Origin of the sequence: Enterobacter sp. MF024 (genome assembly GCF_005843915.1) — a bacterium.
Taxonomy (GTDB): domain Bacteria; phylum Pseudomonadota; class Gammaproteobacteria; order Enterobacterales; family Enterobacteriaceae; genus Enterobacter; species Enterobacter barmai.
On the sequence record NZ_VCBB01000003.1, the window covers coordinates 545091 to 567877 of the forward strand.

Consider the following 22787-nt stretch of genomic DNA (forward strand, 5'->3'; position numbering starts at 1 on the left):
TTATGCAGGAGTTTATTTCCCTGGTCGAAGAGTCAGGTATTGAAATTAATCACACCACCAGCCTGGTGATTATTTTTGGACTTATCTTTCTGACTGCACTCATTATTCATTTTATATTACATAAAGTTGTTTTGCGGGCATTTGAAAAACGCGCCCGCGCCAGCAGCCATTTATGGCTACAGATCATTACCCAGAATAAATTATTTTACCGTCTGGCCTTTACGCTGCAGGGGATAATCGTCAACATCCAGGCGAAGCTGTGGCTGCAAAGCGGCAGCGACGCGGCGGAATTATTAACCACCTGCGCGAAACTGTGGACGATGGTGTATGCCCTGCTCACCTTTTTCTCGCTGCTGGACGTCGTTTTCAATCTGTCACAAAAGATGGCCACCGCCTCGCAGCTGCCGCTGAAAGGGATTTTCCAGGGCATTAAGCTGGTGAGCGCCATTCTGGTTGGCATCCTGATTATCTCCCTGCTGATTGGTCAGTCCCCTGCCATTCTGATTAGCGGCCTGGGTGCGATGGCGGCGGTGTTAATGCTGGTATTCAAAGACCCGGTTCTGGGGCTGGTCGCCGGTATCCAGCTGTCGGCAAACGATATGCTCAAGCTCGGCGACTGGCTGGAGATGCCGAAATACGGCGCTAACGGCACGGTAACTGACATTGGCCTGACCACCGTAAAGGTGCGCAATTTTGATAATACCATCACCACCATTCCCACCTGGGCGCTGGTCTCCGATGCCTTTATTAACTGGAGCGGGATGTCGGCCTCCGGCGGACGGCGCATCAAGCGCAGCCTGAATATCGACACCACCAGCGTTCATTTTCTCGACGAACAAGAGCAGCGGCAGCTGATTCAGGCGAAGCTGCTTAAACCTTATATGGTCACACGCCATGAGGAAATTACGCTGTGGAATCAGCAAAATGGTGAAGGGGAATCGGTGCTGAACCTGCGTAAGATGACCAATATTGGCACCTTCCGCGCTTACCTGAATGAATATCTGCGCAACCATCCGAATATCCGCAAGGATATGACCTTAATGGTGCGCCAGTTAGCGCCAGACGCCAACGGTCTGCCGATAGAAATATATGCCTTTACCAACACGGTGATCTGGGCGGAATATGAGGAGATTCAGGCCGATATCTTCGATCATATTTTTGCGGTGATCGATGAATTCGGCCTGCGTATTCACCAGTCGCCAACCGGGAACGATATTCGCTCCCTGGCAGGCGCGCTGGCGAAATAATCAGGTGCTGGCGCGGGAAATAAAGCGCCAGTTCATCATTACCCGCTCGGCAGGGGCGTCGGGGTTGTCGATTTTATTCAGCAGCAGATCGACCGCCTTGCGCCCGATATCCCGCGACGGCTGCTCGATGGTGCTGAGCGGCGGCGAAACCATCCCGGAGAGCTCCGTGCCGTCGAACCCGGCTACGGCGATATCCTGCGGCACGCGCAGCCCCGCCTCTTCAATCGCGCGCAGCGCGCCCGCGGCCAGGGTATCGGAGACGGCAAAGACCGCATCCGGACGCGGTTCGGCGGCCAGCAGTTTGCGCATCGCCGCTTTACCTGCGGCGGCGCTGAGATCGCTGGCATACTCCACCGCCTGATATGACAGGTCGCGCAGGTGCAGCACGCTTTTATACCCCCGCTCGCGCAGACGGGCATATTTGTAGCTCAGGTCATGGTTGATCAGCGCGATCCGCTGACGCCCGCCGTCCGCCAGGTGGCTGACCACATGCTGGGAAGCATCGACGTCGTTAATCCCGACGCAGGAGACCGCGCCCGCGTCGGCATATTCGGCGCACTGCACCCAGGGGGCATCGCCAATCAGCGCCGCCAGTTCGGTGAGCCGGGAGAAGGCGTCCATGGTGATAATGCCGTCGACCATTTTGCCGGTGAGCAGGCTGAGTCCCGAGCGGGAGCGTTCAATGTCGGAGCCGGAATTACACAGCAGGATGCGGTAGCCGTTTTTCTCCGCCTGCTCCTCAATGCCCTTCACCACTTCGGCGCAGAACGGGTTGGCAATGTTGGAGACCATCACCAGCACCATGTAGCTGCGCGACGTTCGCAGCTGACGGGCCAGAAGATTGGGCTGATAGTTAGCCTCTTTAATCGCCTGCAAGACGCGATCGCGGTTTTTGGCTTTGACGGTATCGCTGTTATTCAGCACGCGCGATACCGTCGCCACCGAGACGCCCGCCAGTTGGGCGATTTTCTGAATTGACATAGCGACGAGTGATCCTGCAGTTTGCGTTAGCAGCAGGCTACCATAAATGCCTTGCCCGGCGCACCGGGCAAGGTGTTACTGCGCGACGGCGACCCAGCGCTGCTGCTGATGGCTTTTCACAATGGCATCAATGATGTACATCACATTCGCCCCGTCATGGAAGGTGGCAAACACCGGCTTAACCGGCATCCTGCCCGCTTGCACCGCGCGATAGAACTGCGCCATCATGTTTTTAAAGGCGTCCGGCCAGCCTTCAATGTGTCCGCCGGGGAAGTGGGCGCTGTATGCCACATCCTGGTTCATTAGGCCCGGATCGTCCGTCAGCGTCTGATTGGCCTGCGCCCGATGGCCCACCCACAGCTGCTGCGGCACCTCCTGATCCCAGGCCAGGGAACAGTCGCTGCCGTTCACCTCAAGGCTGAGGCGGTTTTTACGTCCGGCGCTTACCTGCGAGACGTTAAAGCTGCCCTTGCTGCCATCCTCAAAGCGGAACAGCACCGAGCCGAAATCCTCGGTGGTGACCGGTTTGTCCTCATACACCGCCTCGCCCGCCTGGCTGAAGGTCTGATTCCCGGCCACGTTGGCCTTGCGGGTCGGCCAGACGACCGAGAGATCGGCCATCACCTCGACGATGCGCCGCCCGGTTATAAACTGGATAGTGTCGCACCAGTGGGAGCCGATATCGGCCACCGCCCGCGATGCCCCTCCGAGCGCGGCGTCGACCCGCCAGTTGTAGTCGGTTTCCAGCAGCATCCAGTCCTGAAGATAGCTGCCGTGGGCGGCAAACAGCCGTCCGAGGCTGCCCGCCGCTACCATGCTCGCCGCCTGGCGAACCATCGCAAACTGGCGATAAACAAAGCTTACGCCGTGTATCACGCCCGCCTGCTCCGCCAGCGCCACCAGCTCCCGCGCCTCGTCCGGGGTCATGCACAGCGGCTTTTCAGAGAAGAGATGCTTCCCGGCTCGCAGGATCTGGCAGTTGATCGCCGCATGCAGATGGTTCGGGGTGCAGTTATGCACCACGTGAAGATCCGGGTGGGCCAGCAGTGCATCCACGCTGCCGTAAGCGTGGGGAATATTGAGCGCCCGGGCCTTCTCTTGCGCCTGTTCCAGCGAGCCGTCGCACAGGGCGACGACCTGTACAAACCCCAGACGGCGCAGGGCTTCGATGTGCGCCGGGCCGATAAAGCCGCTGCCGATAATGCCGACGTTAATCATGAAGTTCTCCTGCGGCGAAATCGTCAAACGCCCGATCGGAGACCGGAATAATGTGGCGGGAGATAAACTCGCGCCCTTCCCGCGCCCCGGTGTCGCCATCCTTCAGGCAACACTCCCACTCCAGCACTGCCCAGCCGTCGTAGTCGTACTGGGTCAGCTTGCTGAAGATGCCCTTGAAGTCGATCTGCCCGTCGCCCGGCGAGCGGAAGCGTCCGGCGCGGTTGATCCAGCTCTGATACCCGCCATAGACTCCGCTGCGCCCGTTGGGGCGGTACTCGGCATCCTTCACGTGAAACGCCTTGATGCGAGTGTGGTAGTGATCGATATAGCTCAGATAATCGATCTGCTGCAGCAGCAGGTGGCTCGGATCGTAGAGGATGTTGCAGCGCGGGTGGTTGTCCACCAGCGCCAGGAAACGTTCGAAGGTGACGCCGTCGTGCAGATCTTCCCCGGGGTGGATCTCATAGCAGACGTTCACCCCCTGCTCGTCGAAGATATCCAGAACCGGCCGCCAGCGGCGGGCCAGTTCGCTGAACGCCTCCTCGAAACGCGCCTCGTTATGCGGCGGCCAGGGATACATAAACGGCCAGGCCAGCGATCCGGAGAAGGTTGCGTGGGCGGTGAGCCCGAGGCGGGCCGAGGCCAGCGCCGCCTTTTTCACGATATCGGTAGCCCATGCCTGGCGGGCGGCCGCGTTGCCGCGCACTGCCTGCGGGGCGAAGTTATCAAAGGCGTCGTCGTAGGCCGGATTGACGGCGATCAGTTGCCCTTCAAGATGGGTGGAGAGCTCGCTGATGACCAGCCCCTTCTCCGCCAGCCTGCCGCTTATCTCATCGCAGTAGGTCTGGCTTTCCGCCGCCTGCTCCACGTCAAAAATCGCTTTATGGTTGCAGGGAATTTGCAGCGCTTTATAGCCCTTTTCCGCCGCCCAGCCTGCCAGCCCGTCGAGGGTGTTGAACGGCGGTTGCCCGCCGATAAACTGCGACAGAAAAATGCCCGGACCTTTAATCGTCCTCATACCACCTCCAGTAATTACGCCTTGTCGTCGTCATATTTGAACGAGACGAGGAAAACGAGCGCGATGAACGCAGCCGCCACCGCCGGGATCCACCAGAAGGTGACCCAGGCCTGAGGTACGGTCTGCCCCGCCACCAGGCGGTTGTACAGCGCGCCAGAAATCTGTGAGCCCAGCAGCATGCCGATGCCGTAGGTGAACATCACGATCATGCTCTGCGCCTGGCCTTTTACCTTCTCGCCCGCGACGCGGTCGGTGTAGATAAAGCCCACTACAAAGAAGAAGTCATAGCACACGCCGTGCAGCAGGATGCCGAGATAGAGCAGAATGCGTCCCTCTTCGCTCACGCCGAGGGCAAACATCGCGTAACGGACAAACCACGCCAGCATGCCGATCAGCAGCATGTACTTCACGCCCAGGCGGCGGAACAGCAGCGGGATCACCAGCATAAAGAAGATTTCGGACATCTGGCCGAAGGACATAGCGGTACTGACATCCGCGATCCCGGCATCCGCCAGATAGGACGCGGTGTAAGCGTAGTAAGTGCCCAGCGGGACGGAGATCAGCATCGCGCACAGGCAGAAGATAAAGAAGTGACGGGTTTTCAGCAGGGCGAAGGCGTCGGCGCAGAAGAGATCGCGCATCTTCACCGGCATGCCTTTGGCGGGCGCTGGCGTGTGCGGCAGCGTCAGGCTATAGAGCGCCAGCAGGACGGAGCTGGCCGCTGCGACGTGGAAGATGGTGACGCTTGCGGCGACGCCGGTCACGCCGATAAAAATCCCCGCCACAATCCAGCCGATGGTGCCGAACACGCGAACCACCGGGAAGGTTTTATCGACATTCGCCAGGCTGTGGAAGGCGATGTTGTTGGTCAGCGCCAGGGTCGGCATGTAGCAGAGGGTGTAGCCAAACAGCAGGCCGATCAGCAGCGCGCCGTTTTCCGCAATCAGCGAACCCGGCACAAACCAGAGGATCGCTGCCCCGGCCAGATGCATCACCGCCATCACCTTTTGCGAGGCGAAGAAGCGGTCCACCAGCATGCCGAGCACAAATGGCGATAAAATAGAGGCGATTGGCCCGGCGGAGAACGCATCGCCAATCAGCAATGACATGTTGTGCTGGGTCATCACCAGACCGAGGGTGACCGACCAGCTCCCCCAGATAAAGAATTGCAGGAACATCATCAGCGACAGGCGCGGCACCAGCATCCGGTGCTGCCCTATCACCTTTCCACTACTTTCAGTTGTTGACACCATGATCAGCCCCACCCTTAAAAAGTAATCGATTACAAACTGCATCAAATGAAAAGTAATCGATTACAAAATAAAGATCCTGGGGATCGATCAAGAAGTGGGAGGGGGGTCACGATAAAGGTGAAGCTGGGTGCGGGGAGATGCCTGGTGGTGCTTCCCCTCACCCTAACCCTCTCCCCAAAGGGGCGAGGGGATCGTCCGTGCGAATATTTAGAGCGCCACCGGGCATCAAACCGCACAAACCGTAGGCCCGGTAAGCGCAGCGCCACCGGGCAATAGCCACACTACTTCTTACGCGACAGCTTAAACGCCGCAAACAGGAATACTATCCACACCGGAAGCAGAATTGCCGAGGTGCGCATGCCGTCCATGGTGCACATCAGCACCAGGATCATCGCGAGGAAGGCGATACAGAGATAGTTACCCGCCGGATAGAGCAGCGCTTTGAACTGCGTCTCGCGCCCTTTGCGGCGCATCGCAGCGCGAAAACGCAGGTGTGCCAGGCAGATCATGATCCAGTTCAGCAGCAACGTTGCTACCACCAGCGCCATCAGCAGGCCAAAGGCTTCGTGCGGCAGCAGGTAGTTGATCAGCACCACCAGCGAGGTAATGCCCCCGGAGAGCAGGAGCGAGTTCACCGGCACGCCGCGACGGCTGACGCGGGTCAGAAACTTCGGTGCGTTGCCCTGCACGGAGAGGCCAAACAGCATCCGGCTGTTGGAGTAGACGCCGCTGTTATAGACCGACAACGACGCCACCAGAATGACGAAGTTCAGCGCAGAGGCCACCAGGTTGCTGTTCAGATCGTGGAAAATCATCACAAACGGACTGCTGTCAGATTTCACTTCCACCCACGGATAGAGCGCCAGCAGAACCACCAGCGAACCGATATAGAACAGCAGAATACGGTACACCACCTGGTTGACCGCTTTCGGGATGCTTTTATGCGGATCCCGGGCTTCGGCGGCGGTAATACCGATAAGCTCCAGCCCGCCGAAGGAGAACATGATCACCGCCAGGGAGAGCACCAGCCCTTTCCAGCCGGTAGCGAGGAAGCCGCCGTGCTGCCACAGGTTGTCGATGGTCGCCCGCTCGCCGCCGTGGTCGGTGAAGAGCATCCACAGGCCAAAGCCGATCATGCCGATAATCGCCAGCACCTTGATCAGGGCAAACCAGAACTCCGTCTCACCGTACAGGCGCACGTTCACCAGGTTAACGGCGTTGATGATGATGAAGAACACCGCCGCCCAGACCCAGGTCGGTACGTCCGGCAGCCAGTACTGCATGTAGATCCCTGCGGCGGTCAGCTCCGCCATCCCCACCAGCACGAACATCACCCAGTAGTTCCAGCCGGAGAGGAACCCGGCGAACGGGCCCCAGTATTTGTAGGCGAAATGGGCGAAGGAGCCGGACACCGGCTCTTCAACCACCATTTCACCGAGCTGGCGCATGATCAGAAACGCGATGATGCCCGCAATGGCATAACCCAGCAGCACGGCGGGGCCGGCCATCTGAATGGCGGGCCCGATACCGAGGAACAGCCCGGTACCAATTGCGCCGCCGAGGGCGATAAGTTGAATATGGCGGTTCTGTAAACCACGGTGGAGCGTCGGTGTCTGTTCCGACGCGACTTCAGCAACACTTTTATCTGAAGCGGATGAGGCGTTTCTCACGGCCTGGCCCTGTCTCTTTTTATGGAAGGGGCACCTTTTAACACTTCAGACAGACGGGAGCAAGTTAAACGCCGGGCAGCGGTTGCTGCCCGGTGCGAGCGGATCACGACCCGATAATGCCGCCGTCCGCTCTGGTGATGACCACCGTCGAGGCGCGGGGGCGTCCGTTCGGGTTATTGTCCGGCCAGTTGGAGACGGCGCGCGGGTTTGCCGGGTCGGTAATGTCGTCCCCGCCCTCGCCCGGATGCTGAATGTTGATAAACAGCGTGCGGTTGTCCGGCGTGAACGCGATGCCGGTGATTTCGCACCCGCGCGGGCCCGTCAGGAAGCGGCGGTACTCGTTGGTGCCCGGAATGGTCGCCACCATCTGGTTGTTGCCCATTCCCTCATAGGCTTTCTTATTAATGGTGCTGGAGGAGACGTCGGTCTGGATCCACAGCACGCCCTGATGGTCGAACGACAGGCCGTCCGGGCTGCCAAATTCGGCCCCCTTCATGCTGCCCTTCGCCTTCTCATCCGCGGTGTCCGTGCGCCCGGCCAGCACCAGGATGTCCCATTTGAAGCGTAACGCCGCCGGATCTTCGCCCTCTTCGTGCCAGTGCATGATGTGGCCGAAGGCATTACTGGCTCGCGGGTTGGCCGCGTCCACCGGCGCTTTGCCCTCTTTGCCGCGATCGCTGTTGTTGGTCAGGGTGCAGTAAACGCTGCCGCTGGCGTGCGGATCGACCGCAATCCACTCCGGCCTGTCCATTTTGGTGGCCCCCACCGCATCGGCCGCCAGGCGGGTTTTGATCAGCAGATCGCCCTGGCTTTCGAAGCCTTTGCTCTTGTCCAGCCCGTTCTGGCCGAAGACCAGCGGCAGCCACTCGCCGGAGCCGTCGTCGTTGAATCGGGCGACGTAGAGCGTGCCGGCGGTCAGCAGCTGCATATTGGCGGCGCGATCGGCCGGATTGTATTTGTTGTCGGAGACAAATTTGTAGATGTACTCAAACTTCTGGTCGTCGCCCATGTAGGTGACCACGCGCTTGTCGGCGGCCAGGGTGACGGCGGCGCCTTCATGCTTGAAGCGCCCCAGCGCGGTGTGTTTGCGCGGCGTGGAGTCCGGGTTGTAGGGATCGATTTCCACTACCCAGCCAAAGCGGTTCGGCTCGTTAGGGGTTTTATCGACGCTGAACCTGTCGTCCACTTCGCTCCAGCGGTAGGACTCATCGCTGTCGCTGATGCCATAGCGCTTCTCCAGCGCGTTACGTTCGCCTTTCTTGACGAAAATATCCGACCAGTTCTCTTCGCAGGTCAGGTAGGTGCCCCACGGCGTGTGGCCGTTGGCGCAGTTTTGCATGGTGCCGAGCACCCGCTCACCCTGCGGATCGGCGGCGGTTTTCATTAAGTCCTGCTGACGCGCCGGACCGGTGAGCTGCATCGGTGTGTTGACCGTGATGCGGCGGGCAAAGCCGGAAGGACGCACCACTTCCCAGTCGCTGCCGTTCTTTTTCACCTCGATAACCGACACGCCCATGGCGTTCTGGCCTTTACGCGCTTTATCCAGGCTCCAGTTGGCGGTGCCGTCGCTAAAGAGCATGCCGTTGTCGATGTACTCATGGTTCATCGCCAGCAGGCCGTGGCCGGAGTTCTCTTCCCCCTGCGGCAGGCTAAACCACGCCATGCCGTCATGGTGCATGCCCGCCTGCGCTGCCTGTTCGTCGGTGGTGTTGCTGGCGTCAAATTTGAAGTCCGGCATTGCGCCCTTAATGCCGGTGGCATCGCCCCAGCGGTAGAAAGGACGCGCGACGTAACCCTCGGGCACCCTGACCGTATCGTCAGTCGACACCGGAATGCTGGTAAAGCCGAGCGCGACCGCCTTGCTCAGGGCTGAAGGCTTTGAAATCGCGGCCAGGGCATTTTCAGACTTAAGCAGGAACGGGAAAGAGGCGGCGGCACCGGCAATGGCGCCCATCTGCAGGAAACGGCGGCGGGAGAGCACGCTGGAAAAGACCGGGTTAGCGCTGGAATTGCTGACATCGTCGCGATGTTCTTTTTTGAATACGGACTTAAGAGGTTTACCCACAATGGCTTCCTTTCTTCAGGCTAAGAAACGATAAAGTGGGAACACTATAAGTACAATTGATTACATTTTTATAACAGTCAGAAGGGGGGCATCCCTGCCCCGATAACGAGGGTCGAACTCAGAACTCGTAGCCGACAGAGACCTTAAAGGTGCGCGGCTCCCCCTGGAACAGGTAGGTGCCGCCGTCGTCCACGCTTGACCAGTAGTTTTCGTCGGTGATGTTTTCGATCCCGGCGCGAACGGTCATCTGGTTCTGGTCATTGTTGACCGCGAAGCGGTAACGCATGCCCAGATCCAGGGTGGTGTAGCTGTCCAGCTTCTTGCTGTTGGCGAGATCCGCATACTGCGAGCCGGAGTGGTTCACGCGGGCTGTGGCGGTCAGGCCGTCGACAGGCTTGATGTCATACTCTGCCCCCAGCACGCCGTAGAAGCTCGGGACGCCAATGGCGTCATTGCCCTGGTTAACGCCGTTGTTGGTTTTGGTCAGCTCCGCCTGCAGCCAGGTGGCGCTGGCGTTCAGACGCAGGCCCAGCACCGGCTCGCCAAAGACGTTCAGCTCCACGCCGCGGTTACGCTGCTCGGCATCCAGACCGTAGTGTTTGGTCTGGCTGTCGAGAATGGCGGACGGCATTTTGATCTCAAACAGCGCCAGCGAGCCGCCAACGCGACCGAAATCGGCCTTCACGCCCACTTCGTTCTGCTTAGAGTGGACGATCCCGGTGCTCTGGCCGTAGTTGGTGGCGGTGTTTGGCGCGGTTTTACCCGGCTGCAGCGCCTCGGTGTGGTTGGCGTACAGGGACACCGTTTCCCACGGTTTGTAGACCACGCCATAGGTCGGCATCCAGCGGCTGCCGTCGAAGCTGTCCGCCTCGTTTTCGTGACCGGTGATTTTGTTATAGCCGCGGATCACCACCTTCTGATGACGGGCCCCAACGGTGAACAGCAGGGTGTCATCCAGCACCCCGAGGGTGTCGCTCAGCAGCCAGCCCTGAGTGCGGGTGCGGCCGCTGGTCAGCGGATCGCTGTAGTTACCGCCGGAGCCGTTTAAGTTAGTGCTTGGCGGCGCGTCCACGCCGGTATTGTGATAGATGTTGGTGACCGGGTTATCCTTCGCGGCCGACATCTTCCAGGCGATTTTCTCGTTTTTGCTCATCGCCGAGTAGCCGACGTTCACCTTGTGCGACACAAAACCGGTATCGAAGTTACCGCGGATGCCCGCCATGCCGCTCACGCTGTCGCTGATGCGGTTGGTATCGAGACGCGACGCGGTGGCTTTGCCGCTCTTGTCCACCAGCTTCGCACCGCTGTAAAGCCCCTCTTCATGGGCGTGCTGGGCACCCAGACCGGTGTAAGCCGTCCAGTTGTCGGTGATGTCGTACTCGCTGCGCCACATGCCGAATTCGTTTTCGATGTTGCTGTAGGCCCATTTCTGCGAGTAGTTACGATCGTTTTTCGGCGGCTCGGGCACGAAATCAACGCCGGAGATGTTGACCCCGGTTTCTGAGCCGTGGAAGGTTTTCATCTGATAACCCAGGTCCACGGAGCTGCGGAACTTATCGCCCGCATAGTTCAGGCCGGTGGAGAGCAGCGTGGTGCGGCGACGATCGTTGGCTACCGGGGCCTCGCCTTCACGGTGAACCACGTTGACGCGGGCGCCAAACTGGTCGTTATCGCCAAAGCGACGACCGGCATCCAGGGTGGTGCCAATCTGCGAATCGGAGGTGTAGTCCACGCCCACTTTCGCCTGCGGCGTAGCGCCCGCATGTTTCGGCTCAAGGTTGATCATCCCGCCCACGCCGGAGCTGGCTGCGCCGTTCATCAGGGAGTTGGCGCCTTTGAAGATCTCAATGCGATCCACCATCTGGGCGTCCACCACCTGGCGCGGCAGCACGCCGGAGAGTCCGCCGAAGGTCATGTCGTCCCCGTCGAACTTCAGGCCGCGAATGCGATAGCTCTCCGCGCTGTTGCCGTAGCCCTGCACGGACTGCACGCCCGCATCGTTAGCGACCACGTCAGCAATGGTGCGGGCCTGCTGATCTTCCACCAGCTTCGAGGTGTAGCTGATGATATTAAACGGTACGTCCATCGCATTTTGCTGACCGAGCATCCCCATGCGTCCGCCGTTTGCCACCTGGCCGTCCAGGAAGGCCGGTACCAGCTGGTCGCCGCCGGGTTTGAAGTCACTGGCAGCGGACTGCACCACGATGGTCTCTTCTTTTTTGCTCTCCGCCGCGACGGCGGAATGGGCGATGGCGCCGATGGCGAGGGCCAGCAGCGTTTTGTTCATTTTTCCGGTGTTGTTCATGATTAACTCGTTCAAAGTGCGCGCAAAATGGCCCGTTGCCGGGCCTTAATTGTTATAAAAAACGTCTATTTCAGGGCGATACGGACAACGCTGTCCGGCCCGTTGGTAGAGTGGTCTTTGTTGAACGCCTGTTTCACGGTGACGTACAGCGTCTGACCATCCGCCGACAGCAGCAGGCTGTTCGGATTCGGCGGCAGATCCCAGCTCTGCTTCACGGCATAGGTCGTGGCATCCAGGCTCAGCAGCTTGCCGCTTTCGCGCTGGGTGATGTAAAGCTCGTTGCGCTTAGCGTTGAACTTCACCGCCAGCGAATCGCCCACATCGAGCTGTTTAACGAGCGCCCCGGTGCGGATATCCAGCACCAGCGTGGTTTTGGCTTTTGAGTTGTCGGTGACGAACAGGCGGCCGGTGGCCGGATCTTCCGCCAGGTTCAGCAGCAGGGCCGGTTTATCGCCGAGCGGCTTCCAGCGTTTTTCGATGCGGTTGCTGCGTGGATTGACAATCAGAATTTCACCGCCGCCGTTGGCAACGTAGATACGCTGGGTTTGTTCAGACCACATCAGGCCGGTGACCCACTGCCCCGCGTTTTTGATGGTTTTTTTCAGCGTCAGGGTTTTGGCATCCACCACCCAGATCACCGCCGGATCGGCTACGCCGCCGATGTACAGGACGTCGTTATGCAGCAGAACCTGACGCGCGCCGTACGGGTAGCCCTCTTTGTTGCGCTCGGTAAACAACAGGCGCTTTTTGATTTTGCCGTCTTCGGTGCTGATGGCGCTGATCCCGCCGTCCAGCGAGTTGGTGGCATAAACGGTTTTACCGTCCGGAGAGATAGCGAGGGCGAAGTTTTTCAGATCGGTATGGCTGCGACCAATGGTTTTAAGGGTCGCCGGATCGAGCTTATACACCACCCCACCCTGCACATCCTTAAAGCCTTCCGAGCTGGCAACGTACAGCGCGTCCCCTTTCGGGCTCAGGACCATTTCGTACAGGCCGTCAGCCAGATCGCGTTTTACGACGTTGGTCTGGGCAGGGGCGGCCGGTTTCGGAGCGTCAGCGGCGGGTGCGCTTGTCGCGGTGTGCTGTGCAGCGCAGCCGCTGAGTGAGACGGCCACGAGCAGCGCCAGAGCGGATAATTTTTTGGTCATCAGGAACATCCTTTACCGTGCAAAATGTGAGGAGGACGCCTGCGTCGCTTATGTTTTGCGATTAGGTTTGTGGATTCAGACCGTCAGGCCAGTGCAGCGTCTCCCGTAACGCTCAGTGTTCCGTGTGAAAAGTGCATTCACTGTTGCTGCGGGAAAGTCCATTCGCGCCCACAAACACTAAAGAGAATGAGAACTATACGCATTATCTATCTGTGATCAAGTGTAAATAGGGGCAACAAAGTAAAAAAAGGGTGAGAAATTACCCCCTTAATGGCGGGGTGTTATTCTTTGGTGCAATATATGACGGGGGAATTACTGTAGATAAAGTAATAGCTGTCCGCATTGGCAGGCAGGATATTCAGTCTTATTCCCCGCTCCCGGTGCTGAAAGAAATCCGGGACATAAGAAAGGTAATTTAATTTTTTCTTCGGCAGCACGTTGGTTTCTTCAGAGACCATGATCGTTTCGTCTCCTTCGCGCCAGTAACTGAACCCTACCTTATTACTGATCGCCACCGGCTGGGCATTCTCTTCGATATACTCTCCTGATGCGTCGTAACTCCCGACCCCATTATTAAACGAAAAGTTCATTACCGTATCGATTACCGCACCCTGTTCAACAATAATCACATGCGTCTCACAGCTAAAATTATTGCGCTGATAATGCAGATACCCGGCAACAAACAGCGGGGAAACGGCCAGCAGAAAAATAATGCTCCAGCGCATTGCTTTGTTATTCATTATCATAATAGGGCTGCCTGTAAAAAATAGACTCGCAGCGCGCATCGCGTTTTTCCGGCGCGCGATCGCAGATAATCACCGATATTCCAAGCTGAGCATGATTGAGGGTGATATAGGCCACATTGCCTTTCTTACAGTTTAATGGAAATCGCTTTGACAACGAGGCCCACATGCTCTGGCTTTTATCGGTATCCCGCCATGAGGAATAGACCTCACAGCCGTCAATCGTACCTATAGAGTGATACCCGACAAAGACCGGTTCAGCCTGTTTTATTTCAGGATAGAGCACGGCGCAGGAGAGCAAAAAAATCGCCCCGACGAGCCAGTAAAGCATCGATGATCGCCAGATACGGGGTGTGCGCTGCGTCACAGGCGGCACAATTTCTGGTATCTCACTTTCGGAGGATACGTCGGTCAAAACAGGTGTCGGGACAGTTTTATCCCGTTTAACGAAATCCGCCAGCGTGCCGACGCGAACCTGCGCTACAGATTTAAAACCGGACTTTGGGATGGTAATAATGACGTTTTCTTCCAGACCGGCGGATTTCAGCGCTTTTCTGATGGAGGCGATGGTCTGGTAAAGGGCGTTGGTGGTGACAACGGCACCCTGTTTTTCCCATACGGCTGCAAACAGATAGCGCTGCGTCAGCACCTGCTCATTTTGTTCAAGGAGCTGGAGCAGGCACTCACTCACCGGGCCATGCAGAATGACCGCACGTGCCGGGTAGTCGGCGAGCGAACAGATACGGCGAGCTTCCGGCTCAAAGAGGACAGTTTCGTTGATCAGAAAAACGGTATTCATTTAATAACCACGACTAATTTAAAAGTAAAATAGCATTCATAAAATTTCTGATTCAGATTTTTTTAGATTATTTATCAATAGCCTGGTTGTCAAAGGTTCCCCCGTAATGGGAGGCAGCACCGCAGTTAACGCCCTTCTGATTCAGTATAAATCATTTAACTTCACTCCTCTTTTTGCTTCGCTCGCTGCATTCTTAAGGCACAGAAGAGCGGTAAAGACAGCGCCCCGCACAATGAGTGCGAAATGCTGGCGTGAAGCTGAAATACGCAATTTCATCTTGATGCATTGCTTCATCACGCATAATCAGGATAAACAAAGAAAATAATCGCTCAGGGTAGATTTTAATTTCTTAAATCAGCTTTACAGCAACTAAAACACTACATCAGAGGGTTTCTCAACCGCTTTCCTGTAGCGCACAGGGGTGTGTATTGGAAAGCATTCATAGCAACCATATAATCCACCACATTAATGGTGTGGATAAATGTCTGACGTGCAGGTCAGGCCAGGTATTTTATTTAATTATCCAGGTATGTAATAAATGGGCTATCGACTCTACGGATTTATGATCGGTGATGAGATTCATTTCGATATCTCTAATCGCAGGCTGTATCGACTTACGGGCAGCCAGACCGATAAAAGCATAGCGTTTGCGTCTATCTATTTTAATGAAACCATGCTGAGGCTTTTTCTCTATCTGCTGGAGCATGGCCGCCGCACCGCGATCAGCAAAGAAGAGCTGTTCGATAAAATCTGGGAGGAGAATAATTTATGTCCTTCCACCCAGCGATTGTGGCAGGTACTGAACAACCTGAATAAAAAACTGCGTCTGCTGGGGCTGCCCGCAGATTTTATCCGCAACGTGAAGGGACGCGGCTACATGATTAATTACCAGGATGTAATACCGGTATATTACAGGATGAGTGAACTCCCTACTCCGCCTGTTAAAAAAGGGGAGAAAGCAGATAGTCTGAGTGAGTGATGTCAACCCAGGCATTTGCCCTGAGCAATAATGCGAAGGGCTTTTTTTTTTTAATCTTGATTACCAACACCAGGGAATTCAATTCCCATACATGATAGCAAAATAACATAAAACACTTTTTATCGGCATGCACCGAGAGTGGAAGAACATATGAGCATAATTAATCGCTTTATAAATTTAAAAGTCGGCCGAAAACTGTTTTTCGGCTTTTCGGTAGTGCTGATATTAACGCTGGCTATCCTGGCATCCGGCCTGCTGGGGCTGAATAATATTCAGGACAAAGTCACGAAAAATGGCGTTGCCACCAGCTTGTTCAATGCCCTGTCCGCAGTACGTCTGAACCGGACCAATTTCCAGTACACCCTGGATCAGAAGTACCTGGATCAGGTCAATGCCGCCACCGCCCGGATGCAGGACACGATCGCCACGCTGAATACCTTCAGCTGGACGCCGGATGGCAAAGCGGCACTGGATAACACCGCCGCAGCGGTGAACAGCTATATCGAGACGCTGATTCCCTTTACCAAAGCCTTGTCTGAAAAGAAAAGTAGCGAGCATAAGATCTCCTCTCAGGTCCTCAACGACAACGCCGAACGCGTTGCTCTCCTGAGCCGGGATGGCGCCCAGGCACCTGAAATCGAGTTGCTGACGGCGCAGGTGGCGTTTGCCATGAGCGATATAGACTCGCAGGTAACGGCGTACAAACAGCACCCGACCCCAGAGTTGGAGAAACAGATACAGAACAGTCTGGAGTCAGGTAAAAGCGATGTTGGCAAGCTTATTTCGTCCATGCCGGATGACCAAAAGCCATTACTCCAGGCAACGCTGGAAAACATGCAAAACATTGCCGATGAGCTGGAACATTACCGCGCCATCTGGACAAATCAATCCAACCTGTCCACCGCGTTAACCGGCAAAGCGATCGACCTGACCAATGCCATTCAGTCTTTATACGACAGCCAGCAGAGAAAAGTGGATGAAACCGTCGGCAGCGTGCAAATGCAGATGCCGATCGTGGCTGCTATCGGCATCGTGCTCTCCATCCTGCTGGCGCTGGGTATCACCCGTTCAATTACCCATCCGCTTATCGAAACCCTGCGCGTGGCGGAGCTGATTGCCAAAGGCGATCTCACCGCGACCATCAGCAGTACCCGCCGCGACGAGCCGGGCATGTTGATGAATGCCGTAGCGACCATGAATGAGAATCTGAAAAACATCATTCATGAGGTGCGGGATGGGGTTGATAGCGTGGCGCGCTCGGCGTCTGAAATTGCCGCGGGCAATATGGATCTGTCGTCGCGCACCGAGCAGCAGTCTGCCGCCGTGGTGGAAACCGCAGCCAGCATGGAAGAGCTGACCTCCACCGTGGCGCTGAACGCCGAGAACGCCAAACACGCGCGGACGCTGGCGCAGGAAGCCTCGGTGAATGCCACCGAAGGCAGCCAGATTGCGCAGAAGGTGATCGACACTATGAAGAACGTGCGTCAAAGCTCGCACCGCATCTCAGAGATCACCACGGTCATCAACAGCATCGCTTTCCAGACGAATATTCTGGCGCTGAATGCCGCGGTGGAAGCCGCCCGTGCCGGGGATCAGGGGAAAGGTTTTGCGGTGGTGGCCGCCGAGGTTCGCACTCTGGCCCAGCGCAGCGCCCAGTCGGCGAAGGAGATTGAAAACCTGATCGGCGAATCGGTGGAGTTTGTCGACACCGGCTATAACCTGGTTGAAGGAGCCGGAGACGCGATGTCCCGCATCGAGAATTCGGTGGCGCAGGTTCGCGACATCATGAGCGAAATTGCCGCCGCAACCGACGAGCAGAGCCGCGGGATTTCGCAGATCGCCCAGGCCATGGCTGAGATGGATACCACCACCCAGCAGAACGCCGCGCTGGTGGAAGAGTCCTCGGCCGCCGCCAGTTCTCTGGAGGATCAGGCGGTACAGCTTGAGAAAGTGGTGTCGATTTTCAAGGTGGCAGGCGCGAGCGCATCGCGGGCCGTCGCCGCGCGGCCAGTCACACCGGTATCAGGCAAAAAAGCCGCCACGCAATCTCCCGGCGACTGGGTGCAGTTTTAATCCAGCCGAACGATATAGCCCCGCGTCAGGCAGCAGCCCGAACCGCTGCCTGACGCCAGCGCGATGAAACTGACCATGATAAACGTATCCAAAAATTTGAACGTTCTGCTGGGCGGCCTGAATGCCGGGCTGGCCCGCTATTTTTCAGGGCGGTTGGGCGCGTCAGTCAAAGCGCTGCGCACGGCCATCGCGCAACGGCAGATTGTCCCTTTTTACCAGCCCTTTATGAATGCCAGCACCGGTCAGATAGCCGGGATAGAAGTGCTGGCCCGCTGGCGTCATCCGCTTTATGGCGCGATATCGCCCGACGCGTTTATTCCGCTGGCGGAAGAGCATCATCTGATCGTGCCCCTGACGCATCTGCTGATGCAGCAGGTGGTTGCCGATCTCCAGCATCAGATCCACCGCTTCCCGGTGGGCACCTATATCTGTATCAACATCAGCGCACAGAACTGTCTCGATCCCGGCTTTGAGTGCGATACCCGCGACATGCTGGTGAAATTCAATGCCAATCAGAGTCATGTGGTGGTGGAGATCACCGAAAGGCATCCGCTGCATTTCACCCCGCAGCTGAGCAACTGGTTTGCCGCGCTGCGCCGGGCCAATATCTCGGTGGCGCTGGATGACTTTGGCACCGGCTATTCGAACCTGTCGTATATTTCGGCCCTGAATCCGGAATTTATTAAGCTGGATAAGCTATTTGTCAGTCAGATTGGCGTGAATGAGGATACCCGGCTGGTGGATAGCGTGATTGCGCTGGCGAAGAATATGCACCTGAAGATCATTGCCGAAGGGGTGGAAACCGAAGCCCAGGCCAACTATTTGCGCCACAAGCAGATCGATTTTTTACAGGGGTACCTTTTCAGTAAACCGCTCCCGGCCAGCGAACTGATCCATCAGATAACCTCGCGGAGCCAGGCGCTCGCCAGCTAACGATGCGCCACCCCGCTACGGGGTGGCGTCAGAATTATTTTTTCTTGTAGATATCCGCGGTGCCGTGAATTTTGTTTTCCGTGTGCCCCGACGTCAGTACCAGTACGTCTGCACCTTTTTTATCCGCTTTTTCCGTCAACTCCTTTTTGGCATCTGAAACCGACACCTTGTTAGAGGTCGAAACCGTGCCAATTTTCGTGTACTGCGTTTCGACTTTTTTAAAGTCTTCCCGCGTCAGCAATTCAGCAGCGAAAGCGCTGGAGGTGAACAACACGGCGGTACCCAGCAGAACAGCAATCGTCTTTTTCATAACCTGATCCCTTGTGATGAGTAAACGAGCAGCGATCGCCTCACTCTACAGCGTGAGGTTTAATCAGCATGGTGAACAAGCGCAGGAAAAGCCACGTTTCCGGGGAGTTTCTTTTATAACAGAGTGTTGCTTCACAAATACGGATAATCCGCGTTAACTGGCGGTTTAATTTTGGCGGGCCTGCAGCACAAACGGGGCGTGTTCTTGTTCAACCGGCGCGCTTTTCAGCACCGAAGGCTCAACGCCGGACAGCTCCGCCATCCCCAGCGCGGAGAAGACACCGCTGTTGATGACCTCATCCGTAAAAGGCACGTTCCCATTTTCCTGACGAATGATCGCCTTGCTTAGCGCGAGCAGGACCGGCGGAGAGGTCACATCCAGGCGGGTCGTGGGCGAGACGCCGAGGGCCTGGCTGACATTCTGAATATAGGCGGTGGTATCGTTGTTATCCTGCGGGGGCGCCCAGCGCGAGATAATTTTACTGATGGTATCCAGGCCACGTCGCTGGTAGGAGAGCAGGTTAACGCCCAGCGCGCGGATGCCGTGCTCCGGCGTGGCGAAGGTGGCAAAGCGCCCGTCGGTGCCATTCTGACCCTGCCAGCTGAATGCCCAGCTGGCTTCGAGATTACCCGGATTGTTATTGCGAATACCGCGAACGCTTCCGCCCGGTGCCGTCCACGACGGACCAGAGCGACCCTTTTTGTACTGCGACAGGTGGTTCATCAGCGCGAGTTGATTTTCGCTCCAGCCCTGGATGCGGGCGTACTGATCCAGCTGGCCAAACGAGGCTGGCGTGGCGGCAACGGCTGTCTGGCGGGTATCGGCGGCATGCAGCGTCGGGATCGCAGGCTGCGTTACGATCGGTTGCGACGCACTGGACATCTGCTGAAAGGAGGCCGGGACGCTGGTCTGGGACGCCCCGGAAGATGAGACCTGAGCCGATAGCGTCGCCACCTGCTGGGTGTTCACGCTCTGCTGCTGTACATAGTAATGCGCAATACCGGACATCATTCCCTCAACATACTTACCCGTTTTCAGCCCGGCTTGATTTACTTCTTCTTATTCAACATCGATTTCAGATCGGCAAAGGGGTTATAGGTGGCTTCACCTACATCTTTTTGCGCATCTTCACCCGCCACCACGGTTGTCCCGTAGATGTCGGCCTCGGTGTACTTCGAATGCTCGTGATCGTGACAGAACAGACACAACAGCTCCCAGTTACTGCCATCTTCCGGGTTGTTGGTATGGTCATGATCGATATGGTGAACCGTCAGCTCGCGCAGGTTTGAGTAAACAAACTCCCGCGAGCAGCGTCCGCATACCCATGGATAAATTTTAAGGGCTTTTTCACGGTAGCCGCTTTCCAGCCGCGCGTAGTTTTTTGGGATCAGAGCCATTGCCGGTGTTACCTGTCAGAAGGAGACGAGAATGCCCCTACTATATCGCAGAATGGAACCGAAGGTTAAACGAGGTTTCGCGCGATTTTGTAAACCGTTTTCTGATCGTTTGCCGCGGTTTCCTCAGCCAGCCCTTCACGCACCAGGGCGCGTAAATCTTTACGAGCGGTATTATCGGATATCCCCAGCGCCTCGCTGACGTCTGCGGCGGTATAGGCCGTTGTCGATGTTGCCAGCATGATATTCAGCAGCGTGATCTGGCGGGACGTCAGGCGCGATAAGGCCCGCGATTCGAACAGGAACCGCTCAATGTTTGCCGCCCGGGTGACCAGGCCATCAACATGCTGCAGAAGCCGGTCCAGCGCGCGGCGGACGATGCCGGTCTGGTACTCCAGAAAATAGGTCAGATCCATGCCGTCCGTTTCCGTGTACTGGTAACTCTGGGCATATTTCACCGGGGCGGCATGCAGCAGGCTGCTTACCGAGATGTATTTAAACGCCTCGTAACCCGATTTCAGCATAAACCAGTAAAACAGCGCCCGGCTGGTGCGCCCGTTTCCGTCCCGGAAAGGATGCTCGTGGGCGATCATGAAATGCAGGACGCAGGCTTTCACCAGAGGGTGTACATAGTCCGTGCTGCTGTTCACCCAGTCACAAATGCCCTGCAGGCGGGCCGGGAGTTGGTCTGCCGTTGGCGGCTGATGGATCACGTTGCCGTCGTAATCGGCAATCACAACATCGTTTGTCGTGCGGAACTCGCCGGGCTGATACTTCGCATCGTTAATCCCCTCCATCCCTGTCGCATGCATACGGCGGATAAGCTCTGGTGTAAGGGGCTCATTCAACCATTCAGGGATTGCTGCCATCAGCCGCGCATTACCGACGATCATATGCTCGCCTTCGGTACGCGGCGCACGACCGGAGCCCAGCATGTTTCTGGCCACCAGCGTGGTGGTATTAGCCCCCTCCAGCTGCGAGCTGGTGATCGGTTCATCGAGCTGGAGCTGGATCAACGCCGCTCCCGCGCCACGCAGGCGGTTTATCAGGCTATCCAGCGCCAGACCGGTGGCCTGTTTATCTACCCTTTCGCAGGTGGCGAAGAGGGCGGAGGTGAGCACGAATCCGGCCTGATCACCCGCCTGGTTACGGTAATCGATTCGCTGCAGCGCGGCATCGCGGGCGCGACGCGTCAGGGTCCAGGCAAGCGCCACGTTCTCGCGCTGGGATACCCGGTGTCTGAATGCATCAAAGGGAAGATACCGGCCTTTGTCGTCAGTGGTGCGTGCATATTGCTGATGGGCAGCAATATCGGCTCCCGTCAGAAATTCCAGAGGTATCAGACCGGGAGGACGTTTAATGGCCATGATTAAACTATCTCAAAATATCCAATATTTGAGATAGTTTAACGCAGAGATGTGAAAAAGCACATGACGCAGAATCAATAAAAGTGAAAAGTCTGGGGGAGAAAACGGTGCTTGAATGGCACGCCCTAAAGGATTCGAACCTTTGACCTACGGCTTAGAAGGCCGTTGCTCTATCCAACTGAGCTAAGGGCGCACGGAGAAGAAGAAACTTCGCAGTGGTGAAGCGCGTGGAATTATACGGTCAACTCAGGTTGAGTCAATGCATTTTAGTACAATCCTCTTGTAGTTCATACCCATGCCCTGCAACAGCACCGCTTAACAGGAAAATCCGCAAAGTGTGACTGACAGCAGCGCGCGCTTCTGACAAAATATGCTCATCCCCCCTTTCACTCCTTACAGACGGAATCTTCTCTCTGATGGCAGCAAAGATTATTGACGGTAAAACGATTGCGCAGCAGGTGCGCTCTGAGGTTGCGGAAAAAGTGGCAGCACGTCGGGCCGCTGGAAAACGCGCTCCCGGGCTGGCCGTTGTGCTGGTCGGCAGCAACCCGGCTTCACAAATTTATGTCGGCAGCAAACGTAAAGCGTGCGAAGAGGTTGGCTTCCTCTCCCGCTCTTACGATCTGCCGGAAACCACCTCAGAAGCAGAGCTGCTTGAGCTGATTGATACCCTGAACGCCGACAAAGAGATCGACGGCATTCTGGTTCAGCTGCCGCTGCCTGCGGGCATCGACAACGTGAAGGTACTGGAACGTATCGCGCCGGATAAAGACGTCGACGGTTTCCATCCGTATAACGTGGGCCGCCTGTGCCAGCGTGCGCCTCGCCTGCGTCCGTGTACGCCGCGCGGCATCGTCACCCTGCTGGAGCGTTATAACATCGACACCTACGGCCTGAACGCCGTGGTCATTGGCGCCTCCAATATCGTCGGTCGCCCGATGAGCATGGAGCTGCTGCTCGCCGGCTGCACCACCACCGTTACCCACCGCTTTACCAAGAATCTGCGCCAGCACGTCGAAAATGCCGACCTGCTGATCGTGGCGGTCGGTAAGCCGGGCTTTATTCCGGGTGAGTGGATTAAGGAAGGGGCAATTGTCGTGGACGTGGGGATTAACCGTCTCGAGAGCGGCAAAGTGGTCGGCGACGTGGTGTATGAAGATGCCGCCGCACGTGCCTCTTATATCACTCCGGTTCCGGGCGGCGTAGGCCCGATGACCGTAGCAACACTGATTCAGAATACTTTGCAGGCATGCGTTGAGTATCACGACGTAGAGGAAGCGTAAG

General features: G+C 56.9%; 19 protein-coding genes and 1 tRNA gene. 5 read left to right on the forward strand and 15 right to left on the reverse strand.

The window, feature by feature from the left end; all coding sequences use genetic code 11:
• Positions 1 to 2: 2 nt before the first annotated feature.
• Entirely contained in the window at positions 3 to 1247 is a 1245-nt protein-coding gene (locus FFB58_RS09090; protein WP_039031570.1) for a mechanosensitive ion channel family protein, read from the forward strand.
• Here FFB58_RS09090 and FFB58_RS09095 read toward each other — a convergent pair whose 3' ends face one another.
• The 10 genes from FFB58_RS09095 to FFB58_RS09140 form a co-directional block, all read right to left on the reverse strand.
• Positions 1248 to 2228, reverse strand: coding sequence for a LacI family DNA-binding transcriptional regulator (locus tag FFB58_RS09095; protein ID WP_138369673.1), 981 nt, complete (start codon positions 2226 to 2228; stop codon positions 1248 to 1250). It lies immediately after the preceding gene.
• A 75-nt stretch (positions 2229 to 2303) separates the two neighbouring features.
• Positions 2304 to 3446 carry a Gfo/Idh/MocA family oxidoreductase gene (locus FFB58_RS09100; RefSeq protein WP_138369674.1) on the reverse strand — a complete coding sequence of 381 codons (1143 nt, stop codon included), beginning with the start codon at positions 3444 to 3446 and terminating at the stop codon, positions 2304 to 2306.
• Positions 3439 to 4464 carry a sugar phosphate isomerase/epimerase family protein gene (locus FFB58_RS09105; protein ID WP_138369675.1) on the reverse strand — a complete coding sequence of 342 codons (1026 nt, stop codon included), beginning with the start codon at positions 4462 to 4464 and terminating at the stop codon, positions 3439 to 3441. Before FFB58_RS09105 ends, FFB58_RS09100 begins: the two co-directional genes overlap by 8 nt.
• 14 nt (positions 4465 to 4478) lie before the next feature.
• A complete protein-coding gene (locus tag FFB58_RS09110; RefSeq protein WP_138369676.1) occupies positions 4479 to 5717 on the reverse strand; it encodes an MFS transporter in 1239 nt (412 codons plus the stop codon).
• 281 nt (positions 5718 to 5998) lie between these two features.
• Entirely contained in the window at positions 5999 to 7387 is a 1389-nt protein-coding gene (gene pheP / locus FFB58_RS09115; protein WP_138369677.1) for a phenylalanine transporter, read from the reverse strand.
• Positions 7388 to 7490: 103 nt separating this feature from the next.
• A complete protein-coding gene (locus FFB58_RS09120; RefSeq protein ID WP_138369678.1) occupies positions 7491 to 9452 on the reverse strand; it encodes a PhoX family phosphatase in 1962 nt (653 codons plus the stop codon).
• 118 nt (positions 9453 to 9570) lie between these two features.
• On the reverse strand, positions 9571 to 11757 hold the full coding sequence (locus FFB58_RS09125) for a TonB-dependent siderophore receptor (protein ID WP_138369679.1): 2187 nt from the start codon (positions 11755 to 11757) through the stop codon (positions 9571 to 9573).
• A gap of 65 nt (positions 11758 to 11822) precedes the next feature.
• Positions 11823 to 12905, reverse strand: a complete 1083-nt coding sequence (locus FFB58_RS09130) for a YncE family protein (RefSeq protein ID WP_138369680.1) — start codon at positions 12903 to 12905, stop codon at positions 11823 to 11825.
• A gap of 281 nt (positions 12906 to 13186) precedes the next feature.
• Entirely contained in the window at positions 13187 to 13690 is a 504-nt protein-coding gene (locus tag FFB58_RS09135) for a hypothetical protein (RefSeq protein ID WP_138369681.1), read from the reverse strand.
• A complete protein-coding gene (locus tag FFB58_RS09140) occupies positions 13638 to 14447 on the reverse strand; it encodes a winged helix-turn-helix domain-containing protein (RefSeq protein ID WP_138369682.1) in 810 nt (269 codons plus the stop codon). The genes FFB58_RS09135 and FFB58_RS09140 overlap by 53 nt, the downstream gene beginning before the upstream one ends.
• A 538-nt stretch (positions 14448 to 14985) precedes the next feature.
• Between FFB58_RS09140 and FFB58_RS09145 the strand changes: the two genes are divergently transcribed.
• The 3 genes from FFB58_RS09145 to FFB58_RS09155 all read left to right on the forward strand — a co-directional run bounded on the left by FFB58_RS09145 (position 14986) and on the right by FFB58_RS09155 (position 18432).
• Complete coding sequence (locus FFB58_RS09145) at positions 14986 to 15426, forward strand: helix-turn-helix domain-containing protein (protein ID WP_138369683.1); 441 nt, start codon at positions 14986 to 14988, stop codon at positions 15424 to 15426.
• 150 nt (positions 15427 to 15576) lie between these two features.
• Positions 15577 to 17499, forward strand: a complete 1923-nt coding sequence (locus FFB58_RS09150) for a methyl-accepting chemotaxis protein (RefSeq protein ID WP_138369684.1) — start codon at positions 15577 to 15579, stop codon at positions 17497 to 17499.
• Positions 17500 to 17574: 75 nt separating this feature from the next.
• Complete coding sequence (locus FFB58_RS09155) at positions 17575 to 18432, forward strand: EAL domain-containing protein (RefSeq protein ID WP_138369685.1); 858 nt, start codon at positions 17575 to 17577, stop codon at positions 18430 to 18432.
• Between the two features lie 34 nt (positions 18433 to 18466).
• Here FFB58_RS09155 and yahO read toward each other — a convergent pair whose 3' ends face one another.
• The 5 genes from yahO to FFB58_RS09180 all read right to left on the reverse strand — a co-directional run bounded on the left by yahO (position 18467) and on the right by FFB58_RS09180 (position 21696).
• Positions 18467 to 18742, reverse strand: coding sequence for a DUF1471 family periplasmic protein YahO (yahO, locus tag FFB58_RS09160; protein WP_039032574.1), 276 nt, complete (start codon positions 18740 to 18742; stop codon positions 18467 to 18469).
• Positions 18743 to 18907: 165 nt separating this feature from the next.
• A complete protein-coding gene (locus tag FFB58_RS09165) occupies positions 18908 to 19753 on the reverse strand; it encodes a hypothetical protein (protein WP_138369686.1) in 846 nt (281 codons plus the stop codon).
• 38 nt (positions 19754 to 19791) lie between these two features.
• The gene (gene yajD / locus FFB58_RS09170; protein WP_039032575.1) at positions 19792 to 20139 is read right to left on the reverse strand and encodes an HNH nuclease YajD; all 348 of its coding nucleotides are present in this window, start codon (positions 20137 to 20139) and stop codon (positions 19792 to 19794) included.
• A 65-nt stretch (positions 20140 to 20204) separates the two neighbouring features.
• Complete coding sequence (locus FFB58_RS09175) at positions 20205 to 21503, reverse strand: Fic family protein (RefSeq protein WP_138369687.1); 1299 nt, start codon at positions 21501 to 21503, stop codon at positions 20205 to 20207.
• A gap of 116 nt (positions 21504 to 21619) precedes the next feature.
• Positions 21620 to 21696: transfer RNA gene (locus FFB58_RS09180), tRNA-Arg, on the reverse strand.
• 223 nt (positions 21697 to 21919) lie between these two features.
• Between FFB58_RS09180 and folD the strand changes: the two genes are divergently transcribed.
• Entirely contained in the window at positions 21920 to 22786 is an 867-nt protein-coding gene (gene folD, locus FFB58_RS09185) for a bifunctional methylenetetrahydrofolate dehydrogenase/methenyltetrahydrofolate cyclohydrolase FolD (RefSeq protein ID WP_039032577.1), read from the forward strand.
• Position 22787: the final 1 nt, after the last annotated feature.